Annotated in this window: 22 protein-coding genes; 9 read left to right on the top strand and 13 right to left on the bottom strand. The window is 73.5% G+C overall.

What is annotated here, in order from left to right:
• Positions 1-32: 32 nt before the first annotated feature.
• Positions 33-455, top strand: coding sequence for a hypothetical protein (locus ETU37_RS18320; protein ID WP_129988768.1), 423 nt, complete (start codon positions 33-35; stop codon positions 453-455).
• Here the strand turns inward: ETU37_RS18320 and ETU37_RS18315 are convergent.
• Together ETU37_RS18315 and ETU37_RS18310 are read right to left on the bottom strand one after the other, a co-directional pair.
• On the bottom strand, positions 410-1,498 hold the full coding sequence (locus tag ETU37_RS18315) for a winged helix DNA-binding domain-containing protein (protein ID WP_129988767.1): 1,089 nt from the start codon (positions 1,496-1,498) through the stop codon (positions 410-412). The genes ETU37_RS18320 and ETU37_RS18315 overlap by 46 nt on opposite strands.
• Before the next feature lie 7 nt (positions 1,499-1,505).
• Positions 1,506-2,696, bottom strand: coding sequence for an ATP-binding protein (locus ETU37_RS18310; protein ID WP_129988766.1), 1,191 nt, complete (start codon positions 2,694-2,696; stop codon positions 1,506-1,508).
• Between the two features lie 150 nt (positions 2,697-2,846).
• Here ETU37_RS18310 and ETU37_RS18305 point away from each other — a divergent pair, with 150 nt between their 5' ends.
• The 3 genes from ETU37_RS18305 to ETU37_RS18295 are packed head-to-tail and all read left to right on the top strand — an operon-like array spanning position 2,847 to position 4,394.
• Positions 2,847-3,164 (top strand): hypothetical protein, encoded by a 318-nt coding sequence (locus ETU37_RS18305; RefSeq protein ID WP_129988765.1) that lies wholly within the window; start codon positions 2,847-2,849, stop codon positions 3,162-3,164.
• A 20-nt stretch (positions 3,165-3,184) separates the two neighbouring features.
• A complete protein-coding gene (locus ETU37_RS18300) occupies positions 3,185-4,051 on the top strand; it encodes an Fpg/Nei family DNA glycosylase (protein WP_129988764.1) in 867 nt (288 codons plus the stop codon).
• 10 nt (positions 4,052-4,061) lie between these two features.
• Positions 4,062-4,394 carry a rhodanese-like domain-containing protein gene (locus tag ETU37_RS18295; protein WP_129988763.1) on the top strand — a complete coding sequence of 111 codons (333 nt, stop codon included), beginning with the start codon at positions 4,062-4,064 and terminating at the stop codon, positions 4,392-4,394.
• Positions 4,395-4,403: 9 nt separating this feature from the next.
• On the opposite strand, the gene ETU37_RS18290 is transcribed toward ETU37_RS18295, so the two are convergent.
• Together ETU37_RS18290 and aat are read right to left on the bottom strand one after the other, a co-directional pair.
• Entirely contained in the window at positions 4,404-4,775 is a 372-nt protein-coding gene (locus ETU37_RS18290; protein ID WP_129988762.1) for a hypothetical protein, read from the bottom strand.
• Positions 4,776-4,846: 71 nt separating this feature from the next.
• Complete coding sequence (gene aat, locus ETU37_RS18285) at positions 4,847-5,536, bottom strand: leucyl/phenylalanyl-tRNA--protein transferase (protein WP_129988761.1); 690 nt, start codon at positions 5,534-5,536, stop codon at positions 4,847-4,849.
• Between the two features lie 57 nt (positions 5,537-5,593).
• On the opposite strand from aat, the gene ETU37_RS18280 reads away from it, so the two are divergent.
• Positions 5,594-6,289, top strand: coding sequence for an EcsC family protein (locus ETU37_RS18280; protein WP_129988760.1), 696 nt, complete (start codon positions 5,594-5,596; stop codon positions 6,287-6,289).
• Here the strand turns inward: ETU37_RS18280 and ETU37_RS18275 are convergent.
• The 7 genes from ETU37_RS18275 to ETU37_RS18245 all read right to left on the bottom strand — a co-directional run bounded on the left by ETU37_RS18275 (position 6,250) and on the right by ETU37_RS18245 (position 15,537).
• The gene (locus ETU37_RS18275) at positions 6,250-7,473 is read right to left on the bottom strand and encodes a hypothetical protein (protein ID WP_129988759.1); all 1,224 of its coding nucleotides are present in this window, start codon (positions 7,471-7,473) and stop codon (positions 6,250-6,252) included. The genes ETU37_RS18280 and ETU37_RS18275 overlap by 40 nt on opposite strands.
• A complete protein-coding gene (locus tag ETU37_RS18270; protein WP_129988758.1) occupies positions 7,470-8,648 on the bottom strand; it encodes a hypothetical protein in 1,179 nt (392 codons plus the stop codon). Before ETU37_RS18270 ends, ETU37_RS18275 begins: the two co-directional genes overlap by 4 nt.
• A complete protein-coding gene (locus ETU37_RS18265) occupies positions 8,645-9,739 on the bottom strand; it encodes a hypothetical protein (protein ID WP_129988757.1) in 1,095 nt (364 codons plus the stop codon). The genes ETU37_RS18270 and ETU37_RS18265 overlap by 4 nt, the downstream gene beginning before the upstream one ends.
• A 266-nt stretch (positions 9,740-10,005) precedes the next feature.
• A complete protein-coding gene (locus ETU37_RS18260) occupies positions 10,006-10,944 on the bottom strand; it encodes a hydroxymethylglutaryl-CoA lyase (RefSeq protein ID WP_129988756.1) in 939 nt (312 codons plus the stop codon).
• Complete coding sequence (locus ETU37_RS18255; RefSeq protein ID WP_129988755.1) at positions 10,937-12,832, bottom strand: acetyl/propionyl/methylcrotonyl-CoA carboxylase subunit alpha; 1,896 nt, start codon at positions 12,830-12,832, stop codon at positions 10,937-10,939. Before ETU37_RS18255 ends, ETU37_RS18260 begins: the two co-directional genes overlap by 8 nt.
• Positions 12,833-12,841: 9 nt before the next feature.
• Entirely contained in the window at positions 12,842-14,419 is a 1,578-nt protein-coding gene (locus ETU37_RS18250) for a carboxyl transferase domain-containing protein (protein ID WP_129988754.1), read from the bottom strand.
• A gap of 53 nt (positions 14,420-14,472) precedes the next feature.
• Positions 14,473-15,537 (bottom strand): class I SAM-dependent methyltransferase, encoded by a 1,065-nt coding sequence (locus ETU37_RS18245; protein ID WP_129988753.1) that lies wholly within the window; start codon positions 15,535-15,537, stop codon positions 14,473-14,475.
• Positions 15,538-15,643: 106 nt separating this feature from the next.
• Here ETU37_RS18245 and ETU37_RS18240 point away from each other — a divergent pair, with 106 nt between their 5' ends.
• The 3 genes from ETU37_RS18240 to ETU37_RS18235 all read left to right on the top strand — a co-directional run bounded on the left by ETU37_RS18240 (position 15,644) and on the right by ETU37_RS18235 (position 17,334).
• Positions 15,644-16,201: an SACE_7040 family transcriptional regulator gene (locus tag ETU37_RS18240; RefSeq protein ID WP_129988752.1), complete on the top strand. Its 558-nt coding sequence runs from the start codon at positions 15,644-15,646 to the stop codon at positions 16,199-16,201.
• Between the two features lie 85 nt (positions 16,202-16,286).
• Complete coding sequence (locus tag ETU37_RS23320) at positions 16,287-16,439, top strand: hypothetical protein (RefSeq protein ID WP_165372593.1); 153 nt, start codon at positions 16,287-16,289, stop codon at positions 16,437-16,439.
• Positions 16,414-17,334, top strand: coding sequence for an SdiA-regulated/phytase-like domain-containing protein (locus tag ETU37_RS18235; RefSeq protein ID WP_129988751.1), 921 nt, complete (start codon positions 16,414-16,416; stop codon positions 17,332-17,334). Before ETU37_RS23320 ends, ETU37_RS18235 begins: the two co-directional genes overlap by 26 nt.
• Before the next feature lie 20 nt (positions 17,335-17,354).
• Here the strand turns inward: ETU37_RS18235 and ETU37_RS18230 are convergent, their stop codons facing one another.
• Both ETU37_RS18230 and ETU37_RS18225 read right to left on the bottom strand, forming a co-directional pair.
• Entirely contained in the window at positions 17,355-18,602 is a 1,248-nt protein-coding gene (locus ETU37_RS18230) for an alpha/beta fold hydrolase (RefSeq protein ID WP_129988816.1), read from the bottom strand.
• Positions 18,603-18,613: 11 nt separating this feature from the next.
• Positions 18,614-19,723: a pyridoxal-phosphate-dependent aminotransferase family protein gene (locus ETU37_RS18225; protein ID WP_129988750.1), complete on the bottom strand. Its 1,110-nt coding sequence runs from the start codon at positions 19,721-19,723 to the stop codon at positions 18,614-18,616.
• Positions 19,724-19,865: 142 nt separating this feature from the next.
• Between ETU37_RS18225 and ETU37_RS18220 the strand changes: the two genes are divergently transcribed.
• A complete protein-coding gene (locus ETU37_RS18220) occupies positions 19,866-20,936 on the top strand; it encodes an endonuclease/exonuclease/phosphatase family protein (RefSeq protein ID WP_129988749.1) in 1,071 nt (356 codons plus the stop codon).
• The last annotated feature ends 161 nt before the right edge of the window (positions 20,937-21,097 follow it).

Genomic DNA, 21,097 nt, shown 5'->3' with positions numbered 1-21,097 from the left:
CGTTCCCCAGCGGCGGGGCGCACGCTGGGCGCATGCCCACCACGTCCCGCCACCTCGTGACCGCCCTCGCGGTCGTCCTGCTCGCCGACCTCGTGGGCGGGCTGCTGTCCGTCGCGACCGGCGTGAACTCCTGGGCCGACGCCTGGGGCAGCACGGCGCTGCTCGCCGCGCCGGTGCCGATGATCGTCGCCCAGGCCGTGCTCACCTGGGTCGCCGTCACCCGCGGCCCGCGCGCGACGGTCGTCGCCTGCGTGCTCCTGGCCCTCGCGTGCTTCCTGAGCGTGGTCTCGGGGTTCTTCGACGGTGGCCTCGGCAACGACGCGCTGACGCCCGCGCTCTCGGCGTACCAGGCGTTCCTGCTCGTCGCCACCGGCGTGCTCGGTGTCGCGGCGCTGCGGCGGGCGCTGGCTCAGCGCACCAGAACCTCGGCGTCGAGGCCGAGGAACGCGGCGTAGCGCTCCGCCGTCTCGTCGAGCGCCGCGCGGTCGCCCGGGCGGAGGACGTCGTACGGCGTGAGCTCGAAGCGGACCGAGCGAGTGTTCACCGTGCGCTTCATCCGCGCGACCATCTGGCCGTCGACGACGGCCATGCCGATCGCGCTCTCGCGGCCGCGCGGCACGAGGCCGGCGCTGTCGATGACCATGCGGCTGTCCTGGTAGCCGCGGTAGAGCTCGTCCAGGATCAGCAGCAGGTGCCCGCGCGGCTCGGACGGCTCGTCTCGCCGGGGCGGCTCGTCGGCGGGGTCGTGCCAGTAGGTCCGGCCGTCGTGCTCGAACGACGCGAGCCTGTCCTGCGCGGCGGCGAGCCCGGCCTTCGCGTCGCCACGCGTGAGCGTGGCCCAGTAGACGAGGTCGTCGAGCGTGGCCGGGCCGTGCCCGGTGAAGTAGCGCAGCGCCAGCGTGCCGAGCGCCTCGTCGCGGTCGAACGGCGTGGCCGGGACACGGTCCTCGAAGCGGGCATAGGTGTGCGTGCCGTCGCGCGGGGTGCCGCTGACGAGGAGCCGCTGCAGCTCGAGGTCGGCGAGCAGCAGCATCAGCGCGAAGCCGCCCGGGTCGACGCCCTCGGCAGCCAGCGCGGCGGCGAGCTCGTCGCGGGTGCGGTCGGGCCTGGCGGCGAGCGTGTCGAGCACGACCTGGCTCATCCGCTCGATCCGGGCATCGTCGAGGTCGCCCGCGACCTTCAGACCCTGCCCGGTCGTCTTCCGCACGCGCGGCGCGGTGAGCTCCAGCAGCCAGCCGATGTCCTCGACGCGGGCGTAGTGCCAGGTCGGGCGGAGCACGTGGGTGCGCACGACCTGGCCGCTGTCGACGAGCCCGCCGAGGTCGGCAGCGTCGGGCGTGCTGGTGCGGGTGGCGACGGCCCAGGCGGTCTGGCTGACGTTCTCGGCCTGGACGCAGAGCAGGTGCCCGACGACGGCGGCCGCGTCGGGCGCCGGGGCGGTCAGGTGCTGGGTGCGCAGCCGCCACCGCGCCAGGTCGAGGTCGGTGAGCGTGCTCATGCGCGCCTCATGCGTGGGCCCGGAGGAACTTGCCGAAGTGCGGCACCGTGAACGCGACCGTGCCGCGCTCGGAGGAGTAGACGAGGCCCTTCTTGATCAGCCCGTCGCGCGCGGGGCTCAGGCTCTGCGGCTTGCGGCCCAGCGCGGCGGCGATGTCGGCGGTGGTGACCGCGCCGTCGTCGTTGTCGGCGCCGAGCTCGGCCATCGTGCGCATGTAGTCGCGCTCGGCCGGCGTGGCCCGGTCGTAGCGGGCGCCGAAGAAGCCGACGGCCAGCTCGCGCTCGGCCTCGGGCGCCGCCTCGGACACGTCGCTGACCTGGATCGGCGACTCGACCGCGACGTCCCAGGTGACCTTGCCGTAGGCCTGGACGAAGTAGGGGTAGCCGTCGGTGAGGCGGTACAGCTCGTCGAGCGCGTCGCCGGCGTAGTCGACGTCCTCGGTGCCCGCGGGCACGAGCAGCGCCCGGTCGGCCATGCCGCGCGGCAGCCGGTCGACGACGACGTACCGGAACAGCCGCTCGGCGTACGACTTGCTCGCCGCGAGCGCGACCGGGAGGTGCGGCAGTCCGGCGCCGACGACGACCAGCGGGGCGCCCTGCTGGCTGATCTCGTGGCAGGCTCCGCAGAGCGCGGCGAGCTCCTCGGTGGAGATGTCCTGCATCTCGTCGATGAAGATCCCGACGCCGACGCCGAGGTCCTGGGCGAGGTCGGCGACGTCGGTGAACAGCTCGATCAGGTCGAGCTCGAGGTCGCCGGAGTCGGCGCGGCCCTTGACGGCGGGTACGTCGACCGGCGGTGTCCACCGGATGCCCTTGCGGTCCTCGAGCGGGGTGCGCAGCGCGAACGACTTGAGCACGCCGGCCACCGCGTCGACCCGGTCCGGGTCGCGGTGTCGGTGCGCCATGTCGCGGACGGCGGCGTGCACGGCCTGCGCGAGCGGGAGCCGCAGCGACTGCTCGGGCCGGGCCTCGATCTTGCCGGTGCCCCAGGCGCGCTTGACCGCCTGCGAGCGGAGCGCGTTGAGCAGCACGGTCTTGCCGACGCCGCGCAGGCCGGAGAGCACCATCGAGCGCTCGGGGCGGCCGGCGGCGACGCGCTCGAGCGTGACCTCGAACTGCTGGAGCTCGCGGTCGCGGCCGGCGAGCTCGGGCGGTCGCTGGCCGGCGCCGGGGGCGTAGGGGTTGCGTACCGGGTCCACGCGAGGAATCTATCCGGACATCTAGGGGAATCCGTAGATTTCGCTAGCGAGTCGAATCGAGTCCTCGACACCCGCCCGCGGGCCGCTGCTCACAGGTCACTCTCAGCGACTTGCGTGACAGCGGTCACATCTGGGGACGAGAATATGGGCATGTGGCGTCCGTCCCCGCTCCCCTCGTCCGGCGAGGTGTTCCTCGACGCGCGCGGTGACGGCCGGGGGATGCGGGTCTCCTGGCACCCCGAGGCCGACGTGGTCGTGCTGTCGCTGTGGCGCGGCCGGACCTGCTCGGGGACCTTCCGGCTCCGCATCGACGAGGTGCCGCAGCTGATCGACGTGCTCCGCGGCGGGCTGCAGACGTCGTACCACCGCTACCGGGGGCTGCTCGAGTCCGTCTTCGACGAGGACGCCGACGACCTGCACGAGCTGGACGGTCCGGCCGCGGGCGACGACACCCTCCGGCTGGCCTAGCCAGGCTCTAGGCTGACAGCGTGCCGGAGCTGCCCGAGGTCGAAGGCCTCGCCCTGGACCTGGCCGGTCGCCTGAAGGACCGGGCGGTTGCGCGTGTCGACCTGGCGGCGTTCAGCGCGTTGAAGACGTTCGACCCGCCGCTGTCCGCGCTCAACGGCCTGATGGTCGACGGGGTCGGCCGGCACGGGAAGTTCCTCGACTTCGACGTGTCCGGGCTGCACCTGGTCGTGCACCTGGCCCGCGCCGGCTGGATCCGCTGGAAGGACGAGGTGCCCGCGACGCCGCCGCGCCCGTCGAACAAGTCGCCGCTGGCCGCCCGGGTCGTGCTCGACGACGACTCCGGGCTCGACATCACCGAGGCCGGCACCAAGAAGAGCCTGGCGATCTACCTCGTCCGCGACCCCCAGGACGTCCCGGGCGTCGCCCGCCTCGGCCCCGACCCGCTCGACGACGCGTTCACGATCGACGTGCTGTCGGCGATCCTGCAGAAGGCCGGCCGCGCGCAGGTCAAGGGCGTGCTGCGCGAGCAGGGCACGATCGCGGGCATCGGCAACGCCTACTCCGACGAGCTGCTGCACGCCGCGAAGATCTCGCCGTTCGCGCCGGCCTCGGGGATCGAGGGCGACCGCCTCCAGACGCTGTACGACGCCATCCGCACGGTCCTCGGCGACGCCGTCGAGCGCTCCCGCGGCCTCGCCGCCGCCGACCTCAAGGGCGAGAAGAAGAGCAACATGGCCGTCCACGGCCGCACCGGTCTCCCGTGCCCGGTCTGTGGCGACGTGGTGCGCGAGGTGTCCTTCGCCGACTCGTCGCTGCAGTACTGCGCGACCTGCCAGACCGGCGGCAAGCCCCTGGCCGACCGACGGATGTCCAAGCTGCTCAAGTAGTTTCGGTGTCATGCACGTTCCCACCGTCTCGATCTCCGGCGTCCCCGACCCGCTGCCCGAGGGCCTCGCGGTCCTCGACGTGCGCGAGCAGGTCGAGTGGGTGCACGGCCACATCGAGGGCGCGCTGCACATCCCGCTCTCGACGCTGCCCGAGCGGGTGTCCGACGTACCCGAGGGACAGGTGCTCGTGGTCTGCAAGGTCGGGTCGCGCTCGGCCCGCGCGGTGGCGTACCTCGCCCAGTCCGGCCACGACGCGGTCAACCTCGACGGCGGCATGCTCGACTGGGAGGCCGCGGGCCGGCCGATGGTGAGCGAGACCGGAGCCGTGCCGCAGGTCGTCTGACCCGGGGGGTCAGTGCCCCTCGCGCTCCTTCACCGCCACCACGGCGGTGACCACGGCGACGACGAGCGGGACGCCGCTCACCCAGAGCCGGTCGGCCAGGAAGTCCTGGGTCGTCCAGAGCGCGAGCGCGGCCACCGCCCACACGCCGCTCAGCGTCAGCGAGGCGGCGGGGGGCGCGTGCCGCCCGCGACCGGTGAGCCAGCCGCCCAGCACGACCCCGGTCACCGCGAGCCCGGCCAGCACCCAGCCCGCGACGCGGGCATCGTGCTGCTCCGACAGCGCCAGCAGCAGCAGCGCGACGAGCGCGGTCGGGATGGCCGCGCCGATCCAGATCAGCGCCAGCCAGCGCCGAGGCGGGGAAGCGGGCACGGACGCGGTCATGGCCTCAGTGTGCGTCGCCGACGCGCGCCGTCACAGAGCCCGCGTGCTCAACCCGGGATGGCCCGTCCGGGTCATGCGAGCTCCTTCGGAAGCGGTACGGCGAGCGCCCGGGACAGGCAGTCGAGGTAGGCCGGACGGGCGATCTCCACGACGCCCAGCGACGCGAGGTGCGGGGTCTGCCACTGCACGTCGAGCAGGCGCTGCCCGGCGTGCTCGTCGCGGAGCAGGTCCACCAGGCCGAGCAGCGCGACCTTCGAGGCGTCGCGCTGGGTGTGGAACATCGACTCACCGGCGAACAGGCCGCCGATCGCCACGCCGTACAGGCCGCCGACGAGCTCGCCGTCACGCCAGGCCTCGACCGAGTGCGCCCAGCCGAGCTCGTGCAGGTGGGTGTAGGCGGCCGCGATGTCGCCGTCGATCCAGCCGCTGTCCCGCGCCGGGTCGGCGCACGCGGTGACCACGTCCACGAACGCGGTGTCCACGCGGACCTCCATCTTGGCCGCCGACTGGCGCAGCGAGCGGGAGACCTTCAGCCGGTCCAGCGGGAGCACGCCGCGCGCGACGGGCGACCACCAGAGCATCTGGCTGGTCGAGGGGTCGGGCATCGGGAAGAGGCCGCACCGGTAGGCGGCGAGCAACGTGCCCGGCTCGAGGTCGGCGCCCATCGCGACGAGGTCGTCGGGCTCGTCGGACGACCCGGACCCCGCGAGCTCGCGCAGGTCCGGGAACATCCACGGCGACGGCGCGGGCTCGACGGGCATGGGTTCCATTGTGCTGGCTCGTTAGGGTCTGAGTAGGAACACCGCAGGAGGAGACGCATGGGCATCGGCAGGGAGATCGCCGGCCGGCTGGGGCCGCAGGCCCACAAGCTCGCGCCCGAGCTGACGACCGGCTTCATCCAGGAGGCGCTGCACCGCGCGATCGCGGGCGTGGGCAAGCTGCCCGCCGCCGCGGTCACCGCGGAGCGGCGACTGGCCGAGCACGGCGGCCCGGGCACGGCCGGCGCCGTCGACGAGGCGATCAAGGACATCATCGAGCAGCACGTCCGGTACGCCGGCGCGCAGGGCTTCGCGACCAACCTCGGCGGCCTGGTGACCGCCGCGGTAGCGGTGCCCGCCAACATCGCGGGGCTGGCGCTGATCCAGTGCCGGATGGTCGCCGGCATCGCGCACCTGCGCGGCTACGACCTCGACGACCCGCGCGTGCGCAACGCCATCCTCGGCTGCATCCTCGGCGACGACGACGTCCAGCGCCTGGTGAAGAAGGGCCTGCTGCCGGCGCCGCCGATGGCGATCGCCACCGCCCCGGCGCACGACCCGCACCTCGACCGGGTGATGGCCGCCGAGGTCACCTCCGAGCTGCTCACCCGGGTCGCCGGCAAGCGTGCGGCGACGCTGGTGGGCCGGCGCATCCCGGTGGTCGGAGGCCTCATCGGCGCCGGCACCGACGGCTTCGCGACCTGGGCGATCGGTCGCTACGCCGACCGCGAGCTGCTGCCGCGGACCCGGCGGTAGAACGACAGCGCCCGGCCCAGCACGGCGTTGCCGTCGGCCTCACGGACGAGGCGGCGCTTGACCCGGAACCACAGGCCGCGCACCCGGTCGAGCTCGCGGTGGGCGGCGTGCACGTCCTCGCGCAGGGCGTGCTCACGGGCCTGCAGCCGGGCGTTCTCCTGCAGCAGGGTGACGATCGCGTCGAGGGAGGCCTCGGCGACCTGGTCCTCGTCGGGCGCGTCGGGGTCGGCGAACGACGCCTCCGCCTCCGAGCGCGAGGCGGGCGCCGGGCGCAGGTCGTCGAGCGAGCCGACCACGTCGTACCCCTTGGCGGCGAGCACCTTGATCCAGGTCTCCGACAGGTCCTCCGCCCAGGCGCGGACGTCCGGCGGCAGGGTGAGCCGCGGGCTGCCGGTGCGGCGGCTGAGGTGCTGGTGGGCGAGCAGCTCACGGACGAACTGCCGGTAGTCCTCGTTGGCGAGCACGCCGTTGTTGACCCGCTCGTTGATCCGCCGGATCAGCGCGGTCTCGGGCACGCCCATCGAGGGGTTGTCGCGGCCTGAGGGCTTGGCGTACGTCGCGGCGTCGAGGCCGAACACCGAGGCGAACCGCTCCCACAGCAGCCCGCGCGGGGCGCCGGGCGGCGGCACCGTGACGACGTGCACCTGCGACGCCGGCAGAGAGCTGCCCCAGCGGTCGAGGATGTCGGGGACCTCCTGGACGCCCCAGAACCACGACGCCAGGGTGCCCTTGCGAGCGGGGTCGGTGATCTTGTCGAGGAAGTCGCGGTAGCCGACCACCCGCCGGTGCTTGACGTTCTCCTGCCACTCGGCGGGGATCTGCCGGACCAGGTCGCGTGCGGACAGCACCACGTGCACCTCGACGCCGTCGCCGAACGACGCGAACGCGCGGCGTACCTGCGTCGGGGTCGCGGTCGCGAGGATCTCGTGGGAGACGATCACGGTGCCGTCCCAGCCGCGCACCTGCTCGGCGAGCCGGTCCCAGGCGCCGACGGCCTGCTTCTCCAGGCCGCCCCACTGCAGCTCCATCAGGTCGAGCGCGGCGAGGAAGTGCGCGTCGAACCGGTCGGCCGGGTAGAGCGTCCCGGCGGCCGCGAGCTCCTCGCGGTGGGTGAACAGCAGGTCCTGGACGTACGACGTGCCGGTCTTGGGGGCGCCGACGTGCAGGATGACCTTGGCCGTCACCTCTCGGTCCCTTCCGCACCCCTGCTCGGTCGCCCGCCGGCTCCGTCGGCGGCGGCCAGGACCAGGCAGGTCTCCAGCGCCGCGGAGAGCACCTCGGACCGTCGCGGAGCGGCGGCGCCCAGGTGGCGGGGAGCGATCCCGGCGAGATCGCCGTGCACAGGGTAGCCACCGGCACGCAGGGTGGCGGCCACCTCCTCGGCCCGGCGCTCGGCCCAGGCCCGGTACGGCTCCGGCAGCGCGAGCGGGGCGGCCGCCCGGGCGGGCAGCAGCGCCCGCGCGCGGCGCACCAGGCCCTCGCGCTCGTCGTCGCGGACCCGGACGTTGAGCACCCGGTTGAGCCGGCGGAGCAGTTCGGTGCCGGCCGGTGGCAGCGCGTGCACGTCGAAGCCGTCGCGGGCGGCGGCAGGGGCGCGCCGCAGCCCCACGAGCCGGGCCGCGTCGGCGAGCGTCGGGTCGACCAGGACGTGCACGCGCGACGGCCCGACCTTGCCCGCCCAGTGCGCGGCGATCCGCGGGAAGTCCGCCGACGGCGGCAGCACGTCGCGGCGCGCCCAGCGGCCGGCGAAGGTGCCCCAGCGGACGGGCGCGCCGTGCTGGACGCGGGTGCTCCACACCTCGGCGAGGTGCACGTCGAGCGGTCGCACGACGAGGAGCACCTCGGGGGACCAGCCGCCCTCGACCTCGCCGGCGGCGGCGAGGGACGTGCGCAGGGCGTCGACGCTGACCGGGGCGCCGGCGAGGTGGAACCGGCGGCGCGGCAGCAGCCGGCGCTGCGGGAGGGTGCGCGCGGGCAGCGGGCCGGCCTCGACGACGACGTCGGCGAGCAGGCCGACGGCGATCCGCAGCAGCTCGTCGACCGGCACGTCGGCCGGGTCGGTCGGGGGCGCGCCGACACCCGGGGCCGTGGTCCGCCCCGGCACCAGCAGCGGCAGGTCGGGCTGGCCGCGGCCGACGCCCGAGCGGCGCAGCGCACGGTCCGCGAGCGTGGTGAACGCGGCGTCGGCCACGCCCGCCGGGCGCGCGCCGGCGAGACGTCGTACCAGCTCGAGCTGGGCGGCACCCGGCACCGGCCCGTCGTAGCCGCCGGCGGGACCGGGGGAGCGCAGCCACTCGGCCCAGGGCGTGCTGCCGCCGGACCGGAGGTGCGCGACCCAGCTGCGGGCGGGGTCGCTCACTGGCCGCGCAGCCGCCGGGCGGCCCGGCCGAGCTTGGCGGAGAGCTGGTCGTGCGGGTCGGGACGTTTCGCGGCCTCGAGCGTGACCGCGACCAGCGCGTCCACGGCGGCGTCGGCGACGTCGCGGCGGCGGGGCCGGTCGGGGTTCTGCCAGACGGCGTCCTCGGGCGGACGCACCGGACGGAGCTCCTCGACGTCACCGACGACGTCGACGCCCGCGCCCTTGATCCACTCGACCCACTCGTCGGCGACCTCCTCGGCCCACGGGAACGCGACCGGCGGGAGCGTGGCCCGGGTCATCCCCTCGCGGTGGGCGAGGGTGTCGTGGACCATCAGCTGGCGGACGATGCGGCGGTAGTCGTCGCCCTTGAGACCGGCCCGCTTGAGCCGGCGGTTGAGCTTGCGCAGCAGGGCGGTCTCGGCGATGCCGATGGAGACGTTCTCGCGGTCGGACGTGGCCGGCGCCCAGGCGGGGTCGATGCCGAACGCCTCGCAGTAGCGCTCCCACAGCAGGTCGCGCGGCGCGCCCGACTGCGGCACCGTCACGACGTGGATCCGCTCGGGCGGCAGCCCCTCGCCCCAGCGGGCGAGCACGTCGGGGAGGCCCTGCGCCTTCCAGAACCACATCGACGGGTTGCGCCGCCGGGCCGACTGCACCTGGGTGAGGAACCGGGCGAACGACCGGCGCCGCCGGTGCTTGATGCCCTCCTGCCACTCGGCCGGGATCTGCCGGGCCAGGTCGCGGGCGGAGTAGACCAGGTGCACCTCGTCGCCGGCGAGGTCGGCCATCGCCTTGCGGACCTGCTCCGGCTTCGCGCCCGCGAGGATCTCGTGGGAGACGATCACCGTGCCGTCGTGGCGCCGTACCCGGTCGACGAGCTTGTCCCACTCGCCCCGCGCGTCCTCCCGCTGGCCGCCCCAGGAGACGTCGTCGAGGAGGTCCAGGGCCGCCTTGAAGTGGCTGGCCTGGAGGCCGAGCGGGTAGTGCACGTCGTGGCGGGCGAGCTCGGTGCGGTTGGCCGCGAGCCGGTCCTGGAGGTACGTCGTGCCCGTCTTCGGCGCCCCGACATGCAGGTACACGCGACGAGTCATGCGGGCGATTCTGCCAGTCGTGACCCCAGGCAGCTGTAACGCGGGGTTAGGGACGCTCCACAAGGCGCATTCCGCGTGGGAAGCGTCCAGACGCCTGGGGAAGAGCCTCCCGTACGGCGACCGGCGCGGCCGGGCGACGAGGGGCAGGACGCGCCGACTCGGCACCTCCGCGAGGGCAGGACGCGCCGACTCGCGCACTCCCGGCGGGAGGTTCGAGCCGGGTCGGCGGATCAGGGCGGGAGGTTCGAGCCGGGTCGGCGGGACCGCTAGGAGCCGGCCAGCGCCTGGACCACCCGGGACGGGCTGGGCCGGCCCAGCTCGCCGGCCATCCAGACGCTCGTCGCGACCAGGCCGTCCAGGTCCACGCCGGTCTCGATCCCCAGGCCGTGCAGCATCCAGACCAGGTCCTCGGTGGCCAGGTTGCCGGTCGCGCTCTCGGCGTACGGGCAGCCGCCCAGGCCACCGGCCGAGGCGTCGAACGTCGTGACGCCGTGGCGCAGCGCGGCGGCGGCGTTGGAGAGCGCCTGGCCGTAGGTGTCGTGGAAGTGCATGGCGAGCACGTCGTCGCCGAGGCCGGCGGTGTTGAGCGCGTCGAGCAGCGCGACCACGTGGCCGGGCGTGCCGACCCCGATGGTGTCGCCGAGCGAGAGCTGCGAGGCGCCGAGGTCGAAGAGCCGCTTGCCGACGGCGACCACCTGCTCGACGGGTACGTCGCCCTCCCAGGGGTCGCCGAAGCACATCGACACGTACGCCCGGACGTCGAGCCCGGCCTCGCGCGCCCGGGCGACGGTCGGCTCGAACATCGTGAACTGGTCGTCGAGCGAACGGTTGAGGTTGCGCTGCGCGAACGTCTCGGTGGCGCTGCCGAAGATCGCGACGTGCCGCGAGCCCTTCTCCAGCGCCCGGTCCAAGCCGCGCTCGTTGGGCACGAGCACCGGCATCTCGCGGGCGGTGTCGCCGAGGTCGGCGACGAGCAGGTCCAGGAGCTCGGCGGCGTCGGCCAGCTGCGGCACCCACTTCGGGTGCACGAACGACGTGGCCTCCACGACCGGGAGCCCGGCGGCGACGAGCCGCTTCACGAACGCCGCTTTGGTCTCCACGGGCACGACGGTCGACTCGTTCTGCAGGCCGTCGCGGGGGCCGACCTCGTAGATCGTGACCCGCTCGGGCAGCGACGGGTCGCGGACCAGCTGCGGGCTACGCATCGACGGTGTCTCCCTCCACGACGAACAGGACCGCACCCAGGGCGACCTGCTCGCCCGCGGCGGCGCCGACGGTCGTCACGGTGCCGGCGAGCGGTGCCTTGAGCGACAGCTCCATCTTCATCGCCTCCATCACGCCGAGCACGTCGCCCTCGGCGACCTGCTGGCCCTCGGCGACCCGGACGTCGAGCACGGTGCCGGGCATCGGCGCGACCAGGGTGCCGTCGCCGGCGGTGTCGACGGGGTCGGCGAACGGGTCGGGCCGGGTGAACACGAAGCGCTGCCCCCGGTGCACGACCTCGACGCCGTGGACGCCGCTGTTCACGACGGCGGTCTGCCGGGTGCCGTCGACGAAGGCGACGACCTCGTGCTGCTCGGCCGAGACCTGGGCGACCCGGACGCCGTCGACCGTGCCGCGGCCGCCGCCCTCGCGGACGACCTCGACGGGACGGTCCAGGTCGATCACGACCGGGGCGGGGGTGCCGCCGTGCCGCCAGCCGTCGAGCTGGAACGGGTGCGGGTCGCCGCCGGTGAGCACGGCGCCGTCGACCCACGCGGCGATCGTGCGGGCGACGTCGTCGGTCGGCGGCTCGACCGTGGCGGTGTCCAGCCAGGCGGTGTGGATCGTGGCGTCGCGGAACTCGTCGCTCGCGACCAGCGCGCGCAGGAAGCCGGTGTTGGTGGTGAGGCCGAGCACCGCGGTCTCGTCGAGCGCCCGGACCAGCGCCTGCCGCGCCGCCTCGCGGGTCTCGCCGTGCACGATCACCTTGCCGAGCATCGGGTCGTACGCCGTCGACACGACCTGGCCGTCCTCGAGGGCGTGGTCGACGCGGGCGTGGCCATGGCGGTCCGGCCAGCGCACGATCTCGGCGCGGCCGGCCTGCGGGAGGAAGCCGCCGAAGGAGTCCTCGGCGTAGACCCGGGCCTCGATCGCGTGCCCGGTGAGCACCACGTCGTTCTGGGCGAACGACAGCGGCTCGCCGGCCGCGACCCGCAGCTGGTGCTCGACGAGGTCGAGGCTGCGGCCGCCGACCAGGGACACGAGCTCGGTGACGGGGTGCTCGACCTGGAGGCGGGTGTTCATCTCCAGGAAGTAGAACTCGCCGGTGGCCTCGTCCAGGAGGAACTCGACGGTGCCGGCGTTGGTGTAGCCGACCTCGCGCGCGAGGGAGACGGCCGCCGAGGTGATCGCCGCGCGCTGGGCGGCGTCGATGGTCGGGGCGGGCGCCTCCTCCAGCACCTTCTGGTGCCGGCGCTGCGTGGAGCAGTCGCGCTCGAACAGGTGCAGGACCGTGCCGTGCGTGTCCGCGAGCACCTGCACCTCGATGTGCCGGCCGCGCTCGACGTACTTCTCGACGAGCATCTTGTCGTCACCGAATGCCGACGCCGCCTCGCGCTTGGCCGCGGCGACCGCCTCGTCGTACTCCTCGGCGGACCGCACGATCCGCATGCCCTTGCCGCCGCCGCCGGCGGCGGCCTTGACCAGGATCGGGAACGACGCCTGGTCCCCCTGGGGCACCACGGGGACACCGGCGGCGACGGCGACCTCGCGGGCCGCGTCCTTGCGGCCCATCGCGTCCATCACGTCGGCGGTCGGGCCGACGAGCGCGATGCCCGCCTTGTCGAGCGCGCGGGCGAACGGCGCACGCTCGGAGAGGAAACCGTAGCCGGGGTGCACGGCCTGGGCGCCGGTGTCGACGGCGGCCTGCACGACCGCGTCGACGTCGAGGTACGACGGCACCCGGACCGCGTCGTCGGCCTCCCGGACGTGCGGCGCGGACGCGTCGAGGTCGGTGAACAGCGCGACGCTGCGCACGCCGAGGCGGCGGCAGGTGCGGATGACCCGGAGGGCGATCTCGCCGCGATTGGCGACGAGCACTGAGTCGAACAAGGGATCCCCTTACATCCGGAAGACGCCGTACGAGGGCTCCGGCACCGGCGCGTGCGCGGCGACCGCGAGACCCATGCCGAGCACGCGGCGGGTGTCGACGGGGTCGATCACACCGTCGTCCCAGAGCCGGGCGGTGGAGTAGTACGGCGAGCCCTGGCTCTCGTACTGGTCGCGGATCGGCGCCTTGAACGCCTCCTCGTCCTCGGCCGACCACTGCTCGCCGCGCGCCTCGAGGCCGTCGCGGCGGACGGTGGCGAGCACCGAGGCGGCCTGCTCGCCACCCATGACGGAGATGCGGGCGTTGGGCCACATCCAGAGGAAGCGCGGGTCGTAGGCGCGGCCGCACATGCCGTAGTTGCCGGCACCGAACGAGCCGCCGATGACGACGGTGAACTTCGGGACCACCGAGCACGCCACGGCGGTCACGAGCTTGGCGCCGTCGCGGGCGATGCCGCCGTTCTCGTACTCCCGACCGACCATGAAGCCGGTGATGTTCTGCAGGAACACCAGCGGGATGCCGCGCTGGTTGCACAGCTCGATGAAGTGAGCGCCCTTCAGCGACGACTCGCTGAACAGGATGCCGTTGTTGGCCACGATGCCGACGTCGTGACCCCAGATCTTCGCGAAGCCGCAGACCAGCGTCTCGCCGTACAACGCCTTGAACTCGTGGAAGCGGCTGGCGTCGACGACCCGGCGGATCACCTCGCGCACGTCGTACGGCGTGCGGGAGTCGGTCGGCACCACGTCGTACAGGCCCTCGGGGTCCTCGAGCGGCTCCTCCACCCGGATGGTCGAGCCGTCGCCTCGGGTGGTCGAGCTTGTCGAGACCATGTCCCGGCCGAACGTCCCGACGATGCTGCGCACGATCCGCAGCGCGTGGGCGTCGTCGTCCGCGAGGTGGTCGACCACCCCGGACTTGCGGGCGTGCACGTCGCCGCCGCCGAGCTCCTCGGCGGTGACGACCTCGCCCGTCGCGGCCTTCACCAGCGGCGGGCCGCCGAGGAAGATCGTGCCCTGCTCCTTGACGATCACGGTCTCGTCGGACATCGCCGGGACGTACGCCCCGCCCGCGGTGCACGAGCCCATCACCGCGGCGACCTGCGGGATGCCCTGGGCGGAGAGGTTGGCCTGGTTGAAGAAGATCCGGCCGAAGTGCTCCTTGTCGGGGAACACGTCGTCCTGCATCGGCAGGAACGCGCCGCCGCTGTCGACGAGGTAGACGCACGGCAGCCGGTTGGCGCGGGCGACCTCCTGGGCGCGCAGGTGCTTCTTGACCGTGACCGGGTAGTAGGTGCCGCCCTTGACCGTCGCGTCGTTGGCGACGACCACGACCTCGCGGCCGCTCACCCGGCCGATCCCGGTGACCACTCCGGCCGCGGGGACCGCGTCGTCGTACATCCCGGTCGCGGCGAGCGGGCTCAGCTCCAGGAACGGGCTGCCGGGGTCGAGCAGCCGGTCGACGCGGTCGCGGACCAGCAGCTTGCCGCGGTCGAGGTGCTTCGTGCGGGCGGACTCGCTGCCGCCGAGCCGCGCGGTCGCGAGGCGGTCGCGCAGGTCGTCGACGAGCGCGCGCATCTCCGTGGACATGCGCCGAGGTTAGCAACCGTTAACCTCGGTCGTCCACCGGCACGGCTCGGGTGTCAGAGCCGCAGGCGGTAGAACCGGAAGACGTCGTGCTCGAGCGGGAGCACCTCGATCCCGCTGAAGCCGGCGTCGACGGCGTACGACGCCAGGGTGGACGGCCGCATCACGGTGCCGGTGCCGACCGAGCCGGGGTGGGAGAGGCCGTCGGGCAGGCAGACGAGCAGCGAGTAGCCGTACATGATCCGCTCGATCTCGTCGCCGGCGCCGGGGAACTCCTCGGCGACCTTCTCGTCCATCACCAGCACCGTGCCGTCGGCGGCGACGAGCCGCCGGGCGCCCGCGAGCACGCTGACCGGGTCGGGCATGTCGTGCACGCACTCGAAGAGGGTGACCAGGTCATAGGGGGTCTCGGGCTCGACCGCCGCGCCGTCCACGAGCGTGAACGTGACCCGGCCGTCCACACCGGCCCCGCCGGCGTTGCGCCGGGCCGCCTCGACCGAGTCCGGGTCGATGTCGTAGCCGTCGACGCGGGCGTCGGGGTAGGCGCGGGCGATCCCGATGGACGACCAGCCCTCGCCGCAGCCGAGGTCGGCGACCGAGCCGCCGTCGCTGAGCCGGGCATGCACGTCGGGCAGCGCCGGTAGCAGCTCGCTGCCGAGCGGCCCCAGGAAGAGCGGACGGTTGGCGTCCGCCTGGGCGGTCCGCATGAGCTCGCCGTACGTGCTCCAGCCGACCCCGCCGCCGGTGCGGTAGGCCTCGGTCAGCGCCGGGACCTGCACGGCGCAGGCGGTGAAGAGGCGGGCGAAGGGCGCGCTGTGCAGCAGGTGGTCACGGTCGACGAGCACCGGGGCGTGGTCGGCCGGCAGGGTGTAGCGCCGCTCCTCCGCCGGCAGGGCCGGGTCGTCCACCTCGAGGATCCCGGCCACGGTCTGCTGCTCCAGCCACTCCCGGGCGTAGCGCGGCGCCATCCCGCACGCCTCCGCGACCTCGGCCTCGCCGGCCGCGCCGTGGTCGTGCAGGTACCGGTAGACCCCGAGCTGGTCGCCGAGGTGGATGCTCACGGTCTCGAACGCGCCGAGGACCGACGCGAAGACGCGCTCGGCCAGCTCCTCTGCCTGCATCGGTGCTCCCTGTCCTTGGTGTCTGGTGGTGCCTCGATCGTCCGAGCGGGTTCGACCGGCGGTCAATGGCACGGCCGGCGGGTGAACGTCCGTTAACCTCAGCGGCGTGGGCCGTCGCGACGAGATCCTGGCGACCGCGGCCGAGCTGTTCGCCCGCCGCGGCTTCCACGGCGTCTCCGTCGCCGACCTGGGCGCGGCGTGCGGGATCTCCGGCCCGGCGCTGTACAAGCACTTCCCGTCCAAGGACGCGATGCTCGCCGAGATGCTGGTCAGCATCAGCGAGGAGCTGCTGCGCGTCGGACGCGCGCGCTCCCGGGACGAGGACGACCCGCAGCGTGCGCTGGCCGCGCTGGTGGACTGGCACGTCGAGTTCGCCCTGCACAACAAGCCGCTGATCGTCGTGCAGGACCGCGACTGGGACTCGCTGCCCGAGGCGGCGCGAGAGCGGGTGCGCTCGCTCCAGCGGCGGTACGTCGACCTCTGGGTGAGCCGCATGCGGGAGGCCGAGCCGGGCCTCGGTCGCGCGGAGGCGCGGGCGCGGGCGCACGCGACGTTCGGCCTGATCAACTCGACCCCGCACAGCGCCGTGCTCCCCGAGCGGCGGATGCACGCGCTGCTGGCGACGATGGCGCTCCGCGGGCTGGGAGTACCGGACGGGCGGTAGCCGAAATGGCCCCGTGGGGTCATGGGCACCGCGGCGACCTCGGGAGACGGTGGAGGTCCGGGAGCCCCCACCCGAGGAGACTGCGATGCTTCCCCACGCCCTGTCCGCCGGCCTGGCCGCCGGACCGAACCACGCGCCACGCGGGGTCTCCCTGCACGTCCGACCGACGCGGGTGGTGGGCCCGCACCCGCTGATGGATCGGGACATCCGCGATGTGGCTGTCGAGCAGGACGGCTGAGCGCCGCCGCCGGGGCCGCGCCCTCCGGGCCGGTGCGGCCGCCGTCGCGATCCTGGTCACCGCCCTGCTGGCACCGAGCGCCCCGGTCCGGGCGATTCCCGCCACGTCGTCCCCCGTGCTGGAGCTGGCGAAGGTCGTGCGGACGTCTCCGTTCGCCGGCAGTCACCGGTCCATGCTGGACAACGAGGGGTCCGGCTACGTCCCCCGGGACCGGACGCTGTGGATCGTCGACGACGACGGCAAGAAGCTCTTCGCGGTCGACACCCGCACCGGGCACCTGCGGCGCACCCTCAACCACGACGACCTGGCCGGCGTGCGGAAGAAGGGCGGCCGCCACCACGCCGGCCAGAGCCGGGTGGGCGACCTGGAGGCCGTCGCCTACGACCGCAAGAAGGACCAGCTCTTCGTGTTCTCCGGCAGCTCCTCACCGAACGCGAAGCCGGCGGTGTTCCGGCTGGACCGGAAGCGCGGCAAGCTCCGGCTCGACTCCTACCAGTCCCTCCCGGTCGGCAGCGACTTCACCGCCGCGGCGTGGAACCCGGCCGACAAGGAGCTGTACGTCGGGCTCGACCGGACGATCTGGTCCTACCGGTACAAGCACAACAAGGTGGGCTCACCGGTCGCCGTCCCGGGCCTGACCGGGGCGATGGGCATGACGTTCACCCGCGACGGGGCCGGTCTCCTGGTCGCCCGCTACCCGGCGACGGTGAGCCTGATCGACTGGGCGAGCCGCAGCATCGTCCCGGGCTGGTCGTTCGACCTGTCGCCCTGGGGCGTGCTCGATGCCCGGGCCGTCGAGCTGGTGAAGGGCCGGCTGTGGGTGTCCGACGGCTACGACCTCCGCGCGCCGGGTGACCCGCTCGACCACGCCCTGTTCGTTTTCGACATCGACTGAGCCGGCGCCCCCGCGGCGGTTCACACCTGCCCGCGGGCCATCCCGATCAGCCGGTCGAGCACCCGCTCCCCGTCGACGCGCAGGCCGTTGTGCTCGTACTCGTTGGTGACCCACGGTCGCAGCGTCGGCACCAGCTCGGCGGTCTCGAGCGAGTAGTCGAGGTGGACGTAGGGGTCCTCGGCGTAGACCGCGGCGGCGGCCGGCACGTCGACGGAGGCCAGCACCTCGGGGTCGTAGAGCCGCGGCCACTCGTGCTCGGCGAGCAGGTCGGCCGCCTCGCGCAGCGGGCGGAGCTCGCCGACGTCCTCGAAGCACCAGGGGAAGACGTGCTCGCCGGTGAGCAGCGTGTCGTCCTCGTGGAAGTCGTCGGGCATCGTCCGCTGCGCCGACCAGCGGGTCGCCTGCCCGTCGGCGTAGCAGGCCTCGTGGATCACGACGTACAACGGGTTGCGGCCGTGGAAGGGCAGCGCGCCGGTCAGGTCGTGCAGGAACGCCGGGCTGTCGGGGTCGAGCTCCAGCAGGTAGTGCAGCCGGGCGGCGCCGTCGCTCATCCCGAGCATGTTGCCCACCTGGCGGAACCACCGCGGCGTGATGACGTCGCCGGTGGGAAGCACCAGGTCCCCGGCCGCGGCGCGGTCGAGGACCGCGCGGAGCCGCCGCCGGTCGCCGGGGTAGGTCGCGTGGTAGCGGCGGTTGCGCTCGCGCATGGTGGCGTACGTCGTCGCGTAGACCTCGTCGACCGGCCGCCCGACCGGCGGCACGCCGCCGGTGAAGAACGCCTCGCGCAGCGACCCCGGCGCGAGCGACAGGTAGGTCAGCGTGCAGAAGCCGCCGAACGACTGGCCGAGCACGCTCCAGGTGTCGACCCCGAGGGCCTCGCGGACCGCCTCGCAGTCGCGGACGATCGAGTCGGCACGGAAGTGCACGAGGTACCCCGCCTGCTCGGCGGGCGTGAGCCCGGGCAGCGAACCGATGGGGGACGAGCGTCCGGTGCCGCGCTGGTCGAGCATCAGCACCCGGTAGTCGCGCAGCGCCCGGTCGAGCCAGGCCGGGCTCGTGGGCAGCCGGGTCGGCCGCGGTGCCTCCGACCCCGGGCCGCCCTGGAGGTAGACCAGGAACGGCCGGTCGCGGCCGCCGGGACCGGGGTCGGCGACCTCGCGGGCGAAGACCGTGATCGTCGGCCCGTCGGGGTCGGCGTGGTCGAGCGGGACGTCGAGCTCGTGCTCGACGAGCAGCAGTCCCGCGGCGTGCAGCGTCTCCGAGCGCAGCGACACCGGCGTCAGGCCTTCCAGCCGACCGTGGCCAGCGCGTCGTCGAGAGCCGCCAGCACCAGCAGCACCGCGTCCGGGCGGGCGTTGTGGCCCATGAGCCCGATCCGCCAGACCGTCGCGGCGTAGGACCCGGCGCCGGCGCCGATCTCGACGCCGTGCCGCTCCAGCAGGATCTTGCGCACCTCGGCGGAGTCGACACCCTCGGGCACCTTCACCGTGGTGAGCTCGGGCAGCCGCGCGCCCTCGGCGGCGAACAGCTCGAGTCCGCGCTCCACGAGCCCGTCCTGGAGCAGCCGGCCGGCCTCCTCGTGGCGGGCCCAGACGTTCTCCAGCCCCTCGTCGAGGATCCGGCCCAGCCCGGCGTGCAGGCTCGCGACCATCGCGGTCGGCGCGGTGTGGTGGTAGGTGCGGCCGCCCGAGCCGCTCGCCTCCCCGACGTACCCGCCGAGCAGGCCGAGGTCGAGGTACCAGGACCGCGGCTTGACGACCCGGCGCTCGAAGGCGCGGTCGTTGATCGTGAACGGCGCCAGGCCGGGGGCGACGCCCAGGCACTTCTGCGTCCCGGCGTAGCCGACGTCGACGCCCCAGTCGTCCGCGCGGAGCTCGATGCCGCCGATCGAGGTGACCGCGTCGGTCAGCAGGAGGGCGTCGCCCTTCCCCGCCCCCAGCGCGGCGATGTCGGACCGGGCGCCGGTGGAGGTCTCGGCGTGGACGGCGGCGATCACCTTGGGCGAGGAGTGCGCGGACAGCACGCGGTCGACGTCGACGGGCTGGCCCCAGGTGTGCTCGACGGCGATCACCTCGGCGCCGCAGCGGCCCGCCACGTCGCACATCCGCTGGCCGAACAGCCCGTTGACCGCGACCACGACGACGTCGCCCTCGGTCACGGTGTTGACGAAGGCCGCCTCCATGCCGGCGGAGCCGGTGGCGCTGAGCGGCAGCGTGCGCGCGTTCGCCGTCCCCCAGACCGTGCGGAGCCGGTCGCAGGTCTCGTCCATCACCCGGAGGAACTCCGGGTCGAGGTGGCCGAGCAGCGGCAGAGCGAGGGCCGAGGTGGCCTCGGGATAGGGATTCGACGGGCCGGGCCCGAACAGGTGGCGCTCGAGGATCGCAGGCATGGCTCCGACGCTAGCCGAACGCCTCGTTTGAGCCGAACGTCACGTTTAGTTCTGCGTGCTTCCTGCCGATAACTCCTTTTGGGAGGAATGCCGGGGCTGTGCCGTAAGCACGCCCCGGACGAACGTCTGGGAGGACGCACGCATGCTCAAGGGTCGAACGAACCGTCTTGCCCGCGGGGTCGCCGCCGTCGCGGCACTCGCCGTGGCCGCCGGGCTCACCGTGACCGTCGGGCCGGCCGACCGGGCCGCCGCCGCGGCCAAGATGCCGGTCGACGTCCGGGTGGCGTCGTACAACGTCACCAACGTGAGCCTGGACAAGGCCCAGGGCGAGTTCCGGCCGTGGCGGGAGCGGCGCGACGCCGTCGTCGCGAACATCCTCGGCGAGGGCGTCGACGTGGTCGGCGTGCAGGAGCTCAACCCGAGCCGGGTCTACAAGTCGCGCCTGGTGGCCGGCAAGACGCAGTTCCAGGACCTGCTCAAGGGCCTCAACAGCCACGGTGGCTGGTACGCCCTCACCAACAGCAAGTCCTACAACTGCAAGAAGGCGCGCACCCAGTACAAGTGCGTGAAGGTGGACCGCGGCTCCTCGCACAGCGACCGGATCTACTACAACAAGCGCACCCTCTCGATGGTGTCGCAGGGCGCCTACCAGTACCGCGCGCAGCGGTCCGGCACCAGCCCCGCCCACCTCGGCTGGGCGGTGCTGAGCAGCCTCGCCACCGGCAGCCAGTTCCTCTTCGTGACCACCCACCTCGAGCCCAAGGACGAGAGCGTCCGGGCGGCGCAGTGGGACGAGCTGATCGCCAAGGTGAACAGCCTGAGGGGCACGCTGCCCGTGGTCGTCACCGGTGACTTCAACACCCACAAGATGTCGTCGCTGGGCGCCCGGTTCATCCCCGCGATGAAGGCCAACGGGTACGGAGACGTGCTCAACCAGCAGCCCTACGTCACCAAGATCGACCAGCCGCGGGCGCGGAACGTGGTCAACGGCTGGATCAGCTCGGTGAACAAGCTGCAGCGCGACGTCCGCGACTTCAGCTACTGGAACGAGCAGTTCCGGGCCGGCAACAGCATCGACTGGATCTTCGCCAGCAACGAGCTGCCGGTCGTGGAGTACAAGACGGTCGTCAACTACGACCCGAGCTCCTGGAAGCTCACGGGCGTCATCCCCTCCAACCACAACATGGTCCGCGCCACGCTCACGCTCCCCTGAGCCTGCGCCGGCCGCCGCCGAGCGGCCCACGCACCCACCTCATGCGTCCCGTCCACCGATTTCCCGGTGGGCGGGACGCGCGTGTTTGCGCGGGATGGAGTGGTTCATAACGTAAAAAGGCGGGTACTACCCGCTATTGCCCTCTAGTCCTGAAAGAGCCA

The sequence above is a fragment of the Nocardioides iriomotensis genome (assembly GCF_004168035.1).
Lineage (GTDB): Bacteria > Actinomycetota > Actinomycetes > Propionibacteriales > Nocardioidaceae > Nocardioides_B > Nocardioides_B iriomotensis.
Note: the sequence above shows the minus strand (reverse complement) of the source record. Positions and strands in the feature narration are given on the sequence as shown.